This window comes from Lacticaseibacillus zhaodongensis, assembly GCF_009687905.1.
GTDB lineage: Bacteria > Bacillota > Bacilli > Lactobacillales > Lactobacillaceae > Lacticaseibacillus > Lacticaseibacillus zhaodongensis.
In genome coordinates this window covers 121271-133904 of the sequence record NZ_BLBG01000005.1, presented here as the reverse complement: position 1 = coordinate 133904, position 12634 = coordinate 121271, and the positions used below count along the sequence as shown (strand labels likewise).

The following is a 12634-nucleotide window of genomic DNA, read 5'->3' as shown; positions in this document are numbered from 1 at the left end:
AAGTCCTAAGAGCCCCGGCTCACATTGTTGTCCCTACGGTTCCCCCAATTCTGAGCGGCAAGCCACGCACAAACCGCGTGTCTCGCTGCTCAGGATTGCGATGGCATGGACCACCCCCGTGGCTACCGCTCCCGTAGATTCACCCACCGCCCTACACTTATCGTTAACAATTCAGACATCATAAAGTACAACGACTGATGTCCATATGGGGAAAGTACATAACCGCGTACATTTAGAGTAGAATGGCGGTAACAATTCCAGAGGAGTGGTTCTGATGAGCAAATACGAGTGGCGTAAAAAAGAGAAGTCGTTGTACTTCCCCAAGCAGCCAGAAGTTTGCGACCTGCCCGCCCAGAAATACATCACAATTGACGGCGTGGGCAATCCGAATGATTCTGACTTTTCAGAGCATATCTCTGCGCTTTACCCCGTTGCGTACGGAATTCGTATGGCTCTGAAGCGTGGCGAGCTGGGCGAGCCCTTTGAGTACACCGTTTACCCGCTCGAAGGCATCTGGACCACCAGTGATGGTTCGCGCGGTGCTGCCTTGAACAAGGATGCACTGGTTTACCGCATAATGATCAAGCAGCCCGACCGGGTCACCTCAGAATTATTCACTGCAGCTCGTGACGCCGCCTTTGCCAAGAAGCAAAATCCGCTAATTCAGCAAGTGCAATTTGCAAACTTCCCCGCCGAGAAGGTCGTTCAGGCCATGCATGTTGGCTCTTTTGATACTGAAGGCGCAACTTTTGCAGCAATGGAATCTTTCGCTGAGGAACATCATCTGACTCGCATCCCCATGGTTGACGACTTCCAGCATCGCGAAGTCTACATCTCCGATTTCCGCAAAACGGCAGCGGAAAAGCTAAAGACACTGCTACGGTTCAAGGTCACAGAAACAAAGTAAGCAGTACATTATTACGAGAAACCAGAACAGGCTCGCTCACCCGGAAACTACGGGGTGAACGAGCCTGTTCACATATGGCTTTCTAGCGTTTAGATATTTGGATAACCGCATGCTTAGCTAATGACACCAATAACCAATACATCCACGTTAACGTAATACAGCTACCGTAGGCTGGTGGGCGCCTCTTCCGGGAGTGAAGCTGGGGGTAGTGACCATGCTGAAACGATAATTACTAGTCTAGCCGGGTTTTGGCTAGGCTAGTAATTATCGGGAATGGCAGAGAGACCGCTAGTGAAATAAAAGCACTACTGCAAGCTTACCGTGGCTGTACCCGACAACACGGCGGGCTCGGAGCCAAGTGGAAGACTTGGCGCTTTTTGCCAAGTCTGCAACGACCCCAGCATGCCTGTCTGTCACTACCGCCAGCGGAACGGACGGAAGATGCGCCCACCAGCCGGCAGTTCCCGCCAGACTGATTTTGCACTGATAGCAAGTAGCCTACTTGATGTAAGCCGTCTTGTAGCTCCACTGCGTACCAGCCGTGTTGTGCACCAGCCCGCGGACCTTAGACTTCTGCTTCCAGGAGTACACACTCTGGTACAGCGGCGTTACAGCCTGCTCCTTGCTGACGAGCTGGGTGGCCTGCGTCATGTCCGCCCACCGTGCCGTCTGGTTGTTGGCGTCCGTGGTGCTGGCCTTGGTGACCAGGGAGTTGTACTTGCTGCTTTCGAACTTACCGTAGTTGTACGAGGAGTTCGTGGTCAGAATTTGCAGGAAGGACATCGGGTCGTTGAAGTCAGCGCCCCAGCCGCCCAGTGTGATGTCAAAATCACCGTCGTTGCGCAGGTCATTTGCGGCCTGGCTCGGAACGATTTTGATGGTGATGGTGACGCCGGGGAGAAGCTTCTTCACTTGCGCCTTAACGTACTGCACAACATCCTTAGTCGTTGGGTCACTAGCATTATCGGACGCAGCGAGCAGCTCAATTTTGGCACTCGTGACACCGGTTTCCTTCTTCGCCTGTTCCCACTTGCGGGTGGCTAGACTCTTGTCGTAGGTGTTAGCACCCGCCACCTTTTGGTCTGCGGAGAAATCCTTGCCGTTTCTCGGGTCAGTTGCCAGTTTGGAAGCCACGAAGCCGGTCGGGATGATCGTGTTAACGCCGACGACCTTCTTGGCCAGCAACTTGCGATCCAAAGTTGCGGAAATGGCCTGCCGGAAGTTCTGGTTGTTAAATAGCTTCCGTAGCTGCGGGTTCTTGTCCTTGCGGTTGTAGGCCAAGTAGCTGACGTAGGAGTACGCATAGGTGCGGTAATCCTTGTCTTTGGCGTAGTTCGCAACCTGCGTTGGGTCGAGCTGACTCATGTCGATTTTGCCAGTCTGGTAGAGGTCCAGGCTCGTTGCGGCGCTATTCACAACTTGGTAATTGATTTTGTCCAGCTTGACCTTACTCTTGTCCCAGTAGTACGGGTTCTTGGTGAAGGTCCAGCTGTTACCCGTACCGTTCCACTTGCTGATCTTGAACGGACCGGAGTAGACGGAGTACTTGGCGTTCGTGCCGTACTTCTTGCCGTACTTGTCCGCGACCTGCTGACTTTGCGGGCCAAACAGCGGGTAAGCCATCAAAACTTTGAAGTAACCAATCGGCTGGTCGAGTTTGATCTGGACCGTACGCTTGTCGAGAGCTTTGATGCCCAGCGTGTCGGGATCACCCTTACCAGTGCTGATTGCCTCCGCGTTCTTGACGCCCGTGAACAGGTACGCGTACGGTGAGGCCGTCTTCGGCGTGACGCTGCGGCGCCAGGAGTAGACAAAATCCGCCGCGGTGATGGGCTTACCGTTGCTCCACTTGGCATCCTTGCGCAGCGTAAAGGTCCACGTTTTGCCGTCCGCACTCTTCTTCCCGGATGATGCGAGGCCAGCAATCGGCTTGCCGCCCTTACCCAAGCGGTAGAAGCTTTCGTAGACGTTACCAGTCTGCCCATAACCGGTGGACTTAGAAATATCAATCGTGTCCAACTGCGCAGACGCGGGCAGATTCAAAACCTGCTGCGGCTGACTACTGGTTTTGCTGCCACAAGCGGCCAGAAGTAGTGCTAGGGCCGCGGTGCTCGCAGCCAGAATGGTGGTCTTCTTCAAATTACTCGTCATAAATAACTCCTCTTTCTACAACTTGCAAAATTTATCCAGACTTATTTTTCAATTCGGTGGTTTTAATTACTAAAGCCCACATTCGGCACATGCAAAATGGCATGACCGGATCACCCTCTTTCACTGGTTCTTAGTTTGTTCGCAACAGCTGTGGATGCCCCGAAGACACAAAAAGCGCCCCCACGATTCCGATTGAATCGCAGGGGCGCTGCCGCACGTTACCACCCTGATTGGACCACAAAAGTCCATCTCATTCGCTGCTTAGGCATAGTACCAAACAGCTAGCAGAGTAACGCCTGCCCCCGGACCAGCAGCTTGCACCACTGGTCTTGCTCCGAGCTCATTTTCACAGCTTCGTGCATCAGGTCTTTCACCAAATGACCCGTCTCTTTCTATGCCCACCACTGATCTCTTCTCATCAACGCAATTGTTGTCGAACTAATTGCTGGTAATTATGGTCATTACGAACCCGGCCGTCAATAGCTTCACAATTAAATAAATTCGGTCAACCCAAATCAAATTATTTACGTCACGCAGTAGCATGAAGCGCGAACATTTGTCCAGCAAGAATTTCCAGCAAGCCAATCACTCGTGTGCGACTAAATAAAAAGATGATAAAGAAACAGTATGCAGACTAAACAGTTTGGTGAAACCAGTTAGCGACAAAAAAACCGCTCACCCGCAGACACAAACGAGTGAACGTTTTAGGAAATGAAATACTTTCAAGCAGGTGTTGCCGTTAATTCCACAAAAGCATGGTACATCTTTAGAGGCTGGTGGGCGCCTCTTCCGGGAGTGAAGCTATTGGGGGTGACCATGCTGAAACGATAATTACTAGTCTAGCCGGTCTTTGGCTAGGCTAGTAATTATCGGGGATGGCGAAGAGACCGCCAAGAATGATACTCCCACAATTGGCAAGTTTACCGACAGTGCCGAGAAAACACGGCGGGCTCGGAGCCAAGCGGAAGACTTGGCGCACTTTGCCAAGTCTGCAACGACCCCAGCATGCCTGCCGTCACCCCCAATAGCGAAACGGGAGGAAGATGCGCCCACCAGCTGGCAGTTACCGACAGACTAACCCAGCACCTGATTTTGCACTATTTAACAGCTGATACATCCTTATCCATGTGCGCCTTCACATTGCTCAGCGTCAACTCCGCCGTGCTCGGGAACACCATGTCCGCCTGCTTCAACACGTCCGCATCCCCGATGCCGACCGCGACCTCGCCCGCAGCCTTGATGCCCTGCACCCCGGCTGCCGCGTCCTCAACACCGACGCACTGCTCCGGCTTGAGGCCAATGCTCTCAGCCGCCTTGATGAAGATTTCGGGATCCGGCTTGCCGTGCTTCAACGTGCTCGGGTCAACAATGTTCGGGAAGTACTGACTGATGCCAAGGTTCTGCAGCACGCGTGGCGCATTCTTGGATGCGGACGCAATCGCCAGCTTGTAGCCACCGTCATCCAGACTCTGCACAAGGTCCGCAATCCCCGGCAAAATGTCGTCCGGCGTCAGAGTGTCGACTAAGCGCAGGTACTCCGCATTTTTGCTAGTGGCCAGGGCGACCTTCTCATCTTCCGTGTAAGCATCCTGCTTGCCAGCCGCCTGCAGGATGATGTCAAGTGACTCCATCCGGCTAATACCCTTAAGCCGCTCTGCCAGTCCCGCCGTCCAGTGGGCGCCGACCTTATCGGCCACCTTGCGCCATGCCAGTGAGTGGAACCGTGCCGTGTCGGTGATCACACCGTCTAAATCGAATACGAAGCCCTTGATGTCGCTGAATGAAGTCATCTAATCAATCCTTTCGTTAATTTACCTTGCTAAATAGTTTTGCTACCTAAGTTATGATGCTTCGGTTTCCGTCACTACTTCTGGATACGGAACCTCTTGCTGCTTACCTGCCTTGAGCTGCACTTGCTGGTCGCCAACCTGAACCGCCAGGTCGTGGTCCGCCAGCAAAGTGATTGTGGTCGCGGTAATCGTGACCGTGAGCTTGGTGCCGCGGATGGTCTGGGCAAAATGCAACTGCTGCCAGGATTCGGGCAGACGCGGCGTGATGACCACGTGGTCGCCGCGGACGTCCACCCCGCCGTAGACCCGAGTGAGCACGTTGAGCGTTGCCCCCATGACCCCGAGGTGAATCCCCTCAGCGGTGGTGCCGCCCTGAATGTCGTAGTAATCAGAGAAGAGTGCCTGCCGGAACAACTGCCAAGCGCTGTCGCTGTCGCCGTTTTCCTCCTCTAGCGCCGCGTAAACGATCCGGGAAAGCGTGGAGCCATGGGTGGTGCGGTCGAGGTAGTACAGCAGGTTCTGGCGCGGATAGTCTTTATCCAGCTTGTAACCCATCTGCTTCAGAATGCCGTCGACCGTATCGCGGTTCCAGTTGTACAGCGGCATGAGCGTATCGGCCTGCTTGGCAACTTGGTATGCGTCCGGCGTCTTACCCTCGGCCTTCAAAATGCGGTCGAGGCGCGAAATATCACCGTAGTGCTTGCGGTACTTATCGAAGTCGAGCCGCGCCAGCTTGAAGTAGCCGGCAAACTGACCGATGATGTTGCCCTTGATGCCGAGGGCGAGCTTGGAGCTGACTTTGGCCATCGCCTGGTAGTCGGCAGCACTAATGCCGAGCTGCTTGCTCAGCTCCGTGAAGCGGGCCTTGGAAACCTTGGTCCGCAAGTCCGCAACCAGGTTGAAGAGCCAGACGACCGCCATGTTGGTGTAGGCGTTGTCGCTGAGCCCATACTCAGCGGCGTTCGGATACTGCTCGTGGAACTTGTCGGGGCCCATGACGCGGCGAATGTGGTAGCGGCCGTCCTTTGCGTCGTACTCGCACATGCTCAGCCAGAACTGGGCGGTGTCGAGTAAAATTTCCAAGCCGTACTGGTTCATGAAGTCCTTGTCACCGCTGACGTGGGTGTAGAACCAGACGTCGTAATCAACAGCCAGGGAAACGTGCCGCTGCAGGTGGCTGTTGTCGGGATCCCACTTCTTGCTGACGGGGTTGTAGTGGGTCGACTGGGACTGCTCGTCACCCTTTTGGCCCGACTGCCACGGGAACATGGCCCCGCGCTTGCCGACCGCCTTGGCCGCCGCCCGCGCTGCCGGCAAGCGCCGGTAGCGGTAAAACAGCATCTGCTTGGCCAGTTCAGGATAATGCAGCGTGTAGAACGGCAGGGCGAACATCTCGTCCCAGAACACGTGGCCCCGGTAGGCTTCGCCATGCAGGCCCCGCGCGCCGATTGAAGCATCAATTTTGCCGGAAGCCAGAGCCGCCGCGGAGGTGAAGAGGTGCACGATGTTGACGCGGCTGAGCTTTTGGCTGGTGACATCCCCGGTGATCCGGATGTCGCACTCATTCCAAACCTTGCTGTAGTAGTCACGGGTGTGGGCAAATGTACTGGCAAAACTGGCGGCATTTAATTCCTTTTCCACGCTCGGTGCCAGCTGCTCCGCTTTAACATCATTGCTGGTGTACACGGCCACGGTCTTTTCGAAGCTGTAACTCTTACCCTGCTGCACCGGAACGCTGAAGCGCTGCTCAATTTTGTCGTTTTCGGTCGTGGCCTGCATATCACCGGCGATGTCGCGGTCGGCCATCGTCACGCGGGTGCCAATGGTGAAGTCGATATTACTGTGCTTGGTGCGGCCGCTGAGGAAGGCGTCGGTGCCGGCACTGCTCATGCCGGTCACGTCGAAGTGGCGCTGGTCGAACTGGGCGTAGCGGTCAACGTTGGCGTTTATCACGCTGCCGTCGATCCCGGTGTAAATCTGCAGCGAGCCGGACCAGTTGATTGGCGTGAGCGTGACTTTGATGGCAAAATGGTGCCAGTCATGCATGTCGGCCACCTTTTGTTCCTGCAGCAGCAACTTGTGCCCCGTTGCCAGGGTGATGATCATACTCGTCGTCAGCATCCCTGTGTGCAGGTCAAGACTCCGGTAGACGTCATCGACCGTGCGCTTGTGGACCGCAAAAGGCTCACCCTTGTCGACTCCGAAGCTCATGTACTGAGCGTTCGGCAGGTTGACGAGGTCCTCATTGGTGACATCCTTGCCATTAATGTTGCTGGTGTTCTGGTTGTAGACCCCGGCCACGTACATGCCGGGGTAATTGTCGGCATCGGCCTGACTGGCTATGTACGCACCGCGTAAACCCAGGTAACCATTGCCCACGGTGAGGAGCGCCTCCTGGCCGTAGTTGCGCTTGCCACTGTACTGGCCGTAGTAATCAAGGTGCCAGCCATCGTAATCCAGTTTCTGCTTATAGGCTTCTTCAAGGCCCAGCTTGTTGACGGCGTTGCGGGACAGCACCGGTACGTTGAACATGTTGGTCAGCGCCAGGCCGATATCAATACGGCGGTGATTAATGCCCACGATGGTGTCTGAGAACGCGTAGCTCAGGGGATTCTCCAAGATGATGGTGTCAAAATCGACCCCGGCCAGCTGGACCTTGATGTTTTCGAGGTTGTCACCCACTGACTGGTCGGTGATGTAGGCGATGCTGACGTGGCGCTTGGTGCCGGCATCAGCACCTGTGGCGTAATCAAGTTCGATGACTTCATCGCTAACTTTTAACGAAATTGTTTTCAATTGATAATCCCCTTTCGCGAGTGTGGTTACATGATTATGTTAACTTAAACCAGTGCGATTAGCAAACCGGCTAGCTGAGTGCTAAGAGGTAAAATGCCGTTAGTTCTATATTTTGCGGCACTTTTGCAGTATTGATGCGTATCATTTACAAAATAAATGATATGCAAAAAGTGCAGTAGCATCTAACTAATTGTGACCTCTGCCGGGCTTGACAGCAGTTAATGTGTGGCGTATATTGAGGCCAATATTAAAGTGTGATGGCAGGATGAGTAGGAATGATTGCCGTTTCCAGAGAGTGAATGCACCGCTGCAAGTTCACAACGGAAATCTTCCGAATATGGTCCGGAATCGATTCAACTTGGGTGACCAAGTTGAGCTAACACGAGCTACCGAATGCTTGAGGTAGTTCTGGGTGCGCCCACTACAGCGCCGTGGTTTCGTGCGTCAGCACTGAACCCAGTGAGGAAGCGGCTGTGAGGTCGTTTCAAACCAAGGTGGTAACGCGACTAAAGGTCGTCCTTGACCCCTGCTATTTGCAGGGCGTCAGGACGACCTTTTTTGATTTCAGACTATTTCAAGGTTCAACACACAGACATTAATTTATAAGGAGACCACTCATGACAACTACTATTATCGGCTACCCCCGCATCGGTGAACACCGCGAGTTGAAGTTCGCGACCCAGAAATTCTTTAAGAAGCGCATTAGCGCGGCTGAGCTGCAGCAAACCGCAAAAGAATTACGCTTGCGCCACTGGAATGTGGTCAAGGACGCCGGCATCGATCAGATTCCGAGCAACGATTTTTCATATTTTGACAACACGCTCGACGCGGCTTTCTTATTGAACATCGTGCCTAAGCGCTACAAGGACCTGGGGCTCGATGGCTTGGACGAATACTTCGCCATCGCCCGCGGTTACCAGGGCGATGCCGGTGACGTTAAGGCCCTGCCAATGAAGAAGTGGTTCAACACGAACTACCACTACCTGACCCCAGAATTCGACCAGGACACCCAGATCAAGCTCTACGGCAGCAAAATTTTCGATGAGTTCAGCGAAGCCAAAAGTGAGGGCATTCTCACCCGCCCTGTCATCGTCGGCCCCTACACCCTGCTCCGGCTCGGCCGCTTCCTTGACGGCAAGAAGCCCGCTGACTTCACCGCGGACCTGATCAAGGCCTACAGCGAAATCATTGAAAAGCTGGAAGGCCTCGGCGCTAAGTGGATCCAGATCGACGAGCCCGCACTGGTTTACGACCAGACTCCGGCCGACCGCGACCTCTTCAAACAGCTCTACGATGACATTTTGCCAAACAAGGGTGGCGTCAAGGTCCTGCTCCAGACTTACTTCGGCGACCTGCGTGACTCCCTGGACCTCGTTACCAGCCTCGACTTCGATGGCATCGGCCTCGACTTCATTGAGGGCCGCAAGAACCTCGAAGTCCTTGACGACGTAAAGTTCCCCGCTGACAAAATCCTCTTCGCCGGCGTTATCAACGGCAAGAACATCTGGAAGGCCCACTACGCCAAGGTCCTGAGCACGCTTGAAGCCATCAAGCAGCGCACGGACGCCAAGGTCGTCATCAGCACTTCCTGCTCCCTGCTGCACGTACCTTACACCCTGCGCAACGAAACCAAATTGCCGGACAGCAAGAAGAAGTACCTGGCTTTTGCCGAGGAAAAGCTCGCCGAACTGCACGACATCGATGCAATCGTCGCCAGCGACCTGAACAACCCGGCTTACACCGCCAACGTGGCCCTCTTCAGCAAGCCGCGCTACGAAGAGAACAAGGAACTGAACGCCAAAATCGCCGCACTGACGGATGCGGATTACACCCGCACCCCAGCCCGCGCTGAACGCCTCAAGATCCAAAAGGAAGAGTTCAAGCTGCCAGAACTGCCAACCACCACGATTGGTAGTTTCCCCCAGTCCCGCGCCGTCCGCCAGAACCGCTCCAAGTTGCGCAAGGGTGAAATCACCCGCGAACAGTACGACCAGTTCAACGAAGAGGAAACCAAGCGCTGGATCAAGTTCCAGGAAGAAATTGGGATTGATGTCTTGGTCCACGGTGAATTCGAGCGGAACGACATGGTTGAATACTTCGGTGAACACCTGAATGGTTACATCTTCACCGAGAACGCTTGGGTCCAGTCATACGGCACCCGTGGCGTTAAGCCCCCAATCATCTGGGGTGATGTTTCCCGTCGCGAGCCGATCACCGTTGCCACATCCGTCTTCGCCCAGAAGCAGACGGACCACATCATGAAGGGGATGCTCACCGGCCCCGTTACGATGCTCAACTGGTCCTTCCCGCGTGAGGACATCAGCCGCGAGCTTTCAACTAAGCAGCTCGCTCTCGCCCTGCAGGAAGAAGTCCTCGACCTCGAAAAGCACGGCATCAAGATTATCCAGATCGACGAAGCCGCACTCCGCGAAAAGTTGCCGCTGCGCAAGTCCGACTGGTACAGCAAATACCTTGACTGGGCCGTTCCTGCATTCCGGCTCGTTGCCAGCAAGGTCCAGCCTACGACCCAGATCCACACCCACATGTGCTACTCCGAATTCGGCGACATCGTGAAGGCCATCGACGACCTCGACGCCGACGTCATCTCCTTCGAAGCCAGCCGTGGTGACCTCACCCTGCTCGATGCACTCCAGAAGAACCACTTCGAGACCCACGTGGGCCCTGGTGTTTACGACATCCACTCCCCACGGATCCCGTCCGAACAGGAAATCATCGACGTCATCCACAAGATTTTGAGCAAAATTCCGGCCGACCACGTCTGGATCAACCCTGACTGTGGCCTCAAGACCCGTGACGAACCCGAAGCCAAGGCCAGCCTGATCAACCTGGTCAACGCAACGAAGGTTGTCCGCGAGGAACTCGCCAATGAAAACAAGTGATTTCTTCCGGCAGGACAAACCCGTCTTCTCCTTTGAGGTTTTCCCGCCCCGCAACATTGACAATGACGGTGCCGAAAAGCGCGTCTGCGAGACCATGGACGTGATTCAAGAAGTTCAGCCCGATTTTGTCTCCGTCACCTACCGCGGCGGTGGTAGTAACCCCGCAAAGGCGACCATCCAAATCGCCAGCATGATCAAGGACCGCTACCACACCGAATCCGTTGTCCACTTGCCAGCCGCCCGCCTTGACCGCGCCGCCGTCGACGACTTCTTGGCCCGCGCCAAGGACGCAGGCATCCAGAACATTCTGGCCCTGCGCGGTGATATTCCCGAAGGTGGCCGTTACAGCGACGACTTCCACTACGCCAGTGACTTGGTGGCCTACATCAAGCAGCACGGCGACTTCAACATTTTGGGTGCCTGCTACCCCGAAGGCCATCCAGAATCCCCGGACGCCCTCAGTGACATCCGCCACCTGAAGACCAAGGTCGACGCCGGCACCAGCGAGCTCATCTCGCAGCTGTTCTTCGACAACGAAGCCTTCTACAAGTTCGTCGACCGCTGCCGCTTCGCCGGCATCGACGTGCCGATCGAAGCCGGCATCATGCCGATCATGTCCACCAAGCAGGCGGAGCGCATGCGCGCGATGTCCGGTGTGGAGCTGCCGGCCAAGCTGTCGAACATCCTCGACAAGTTCGCCGACAAACCCGACGCCCTGCGCGATGCAGGGATTGCGTACGCCATCGAGCAGATTGTCGACTTGATGGCGCATGGCGTTGATGGCATCCACCTGTACACGATGGACAACCCGACAGTGGCTGGGCGCATCATCGAAGCAACGCGGAACATTATTCGTAGCTAAACCTAGACCGTTAAAGCAAAGCGCCCTGACTCCAGTATGTGGAATCAGGGTACTTTTTGCGTTTGGATAGTTCTGGCCGCCGGGAGGGGCGCAGCTGCTGACGTTTGCTTCCGGGCGACGAGCGCATTTTCCGTCCGCTTCACTGGCGGTAGTGACAGACAGGCATGCTGGGGCACGGCTCCAGGCTTGGCAAAAAGCGCCAAGTCTTCCGCCTTAGTTCCGAGCCCGCCCGTGCTTTCGCAACACCATCGGTAAACTCTCAGCACTACATTAATCTTACTAGGCGGTCTCTCCACTATCCCCGATAAAGAAGAACGGTACCCTTGCATAGACCGCAAGAATACCGTTCTTCTTTATCGTTTCAGCATGGTCACTACCGCCAGTTCCGCTCCCGGAAAAGGCGTTCGCCGCCCTACAGAGATGCTCTCATTTGACACTCACATAACTCAACACAGATGAGATTGCGGCGACTAACAACGACACAGCTTACTTACAGAATTACCATCGGCTATAACAGCCGATCAATAGTCTGACACAAAACAGGGCTGCACCAATAAGCTGAAAACTCGCTTAGGACATATTTACAAATATGCGCAAAAGCGGCCCAATCCGCTGATATAACAGGCTTTACAGGAACAATCAAAATATGAATCGTAGTTTAAGTCGAAATACTGAATAGTTCGGTAATTTCGGTGAACTTGTGAACATTGTAGCAAGCCATATTTTTAGCAATCGCTGGACACCTTGTCCCGCTTGACTTTTTGCGACATATTGCGCGTTTGTAAAAATATGTCCTAAGCCTGTTATGACAGTTTATAGATTTGCACGTTGTAACTGGCGATAGTTGTTGAATTCAAATTGCTCCGGGAAAGTTTCGAAAGCTATTAAGCTGGATCACAGTTGCGCGTGCGATTCGTTCCATTGTAAGCTACCTATCTCATGGAAACCAATGTAGCCGGGAGGGGCGCCGCTGCGTAGCGTAGCAAATACCGCGTAAAGCCCAAACAGTTGATAAGCAGCGGACTTCTGCTTATCAACTGGGGGTGATTTTGGGACCGCAACTGAACGAAGTGAGGGCGGCCCCAAAATTAGGCGGGAGCCACACGGAGTGCAAAGCACGGAGTTTGGCGGGAGCCGGCCCCGGGCTGTTCCACGCGAAAGTATTTGCGACGCGGAGCAGCGGCGCCCCTCCCCGCGGGCTTACAGCACACCCACTAAAATTTTGCAG

At 54.6% G+C, this 12634-nt stretch carries 6 protein-coding genes; 3 read left to right on the top strand and 3 right to left on the bottom strand.

The features are described from left to right. The first annotated feature begins 274 nt into the window (after positions 1-274). A complete protein-coding gene (locus GN107_RS05565) occupies positions 275-907 on the top strand; it encodes a GyrI-like domain-containing protein (protein ID WP_155286816.1) in 633 nt (210 codons plus the stop codon). Between the two features lie 498 nt (positions 908-1405). On the opposite strand, the gene GN107_RS05560 is transcribed toward GN107_RS05565, so the two are convergent. The 3 genes from GN107_RS05560 to GN107_RS05550 form a co-directional block, all read right to left on the bottom strand. Beyond that, on the bottom strand, positions 1406-3058 hold the full coding sequence (locus tag GN107_RS05560) for a peptide ABC transporter substrate-binding protein (protein ID WP_155288054.1): 1653 nt from the start codon (positions 3056-3058) through the stop codon (positions 1406-1408). A gap of 1097 nt (positions 3059-4155) precedes the next feature. Then, the gene (gene pgmB, locus GN107_RS05555; protein WP_155286818.1) at positions 4156-4848 is read right to left on the bottom strand and encodes a beta-phosphoglucomutase; all 693 of its coding nucleotides are present in this window, start codon (positions 4846-4848) and stop codon (positions 4156-4158) included. Between the two features lie 51 nt (positions 4849-4899). After that, entirely contained in the window at positions 4900-7644 is a 2745-nt protein-coding gene (locus tag GN107_RS05550; RefSeq protein WP_155286819.1) for a glycoside hydrolase family 65 protein, read from the bottom strand. A gap of 617 nt (positions 7645-8261) precedes the next feature. Here GN107_RS05550 and metE point away from each other — a divergent pair. Next, the gene (gene metE, locus GN107_RS05545) at positions 8262-10544 is read left to right on the top strand and encodes a 5-methyltetrahydropteroyltriglutamate--homocysteine S-methyltransferase (protein ID WP_155286820.1); all 2283 of its coding nucleotides are present in this window, start codon (positions 8262-8264) and stop codon (positions 10542-10544) included. Then, complete coding sequence (gene metF / locus GN107_RS05540) at positions 10531-11406, top strand: methylenetetrahydrofolate reductase [NAD(P)H] (protein WP_155286821.1); 876 nt, start codon at positions 10531-10533, stop codon at positions 11404-11406. The genes metE and metF overlap by 14 nt, the downstream gene beginning before the upstream one ends. Positions 11407-12634: the final 1228 nt, after the last annotated feature.

Bases quoted from the DNA above. Each gene is read 5' to 3' on its own strand.
- GN107_RS05565 (WP_155286816.1), top strand. From the start codon at position 275: ATGAGCAAATACGAGTGGCGTAAAAAAGAGAAGTCGTTGTACTTCCCC.
- GN107_RS05560 (WP_155288054.1), bottom strand. From the start codon at position 3,058: ATGACGAGTAATTTGAAGAAGACCACCATTCTGGCTGCGAGCACCGCG.
- pgmB (WP_155286818.1), bottom strand. From the start codon at position 4,848: ATGACTTCATTCAGCGACATCAAGGGCTTCGTATTCGATTTAGACGGT.
- metE (WP_155286820.1), top strand. From the start codon at position 8,262: ATGACAACTACTATTATCGGCTACCCCCGCATCGGTGAACACCGCGAG.
- metF (WP_155286821.1), top strand. From the start codon at position 10,531: ATGAAAACAAGTGATTTCTTCCGGCAGGACAAACCCGTCTTCTCCTTT.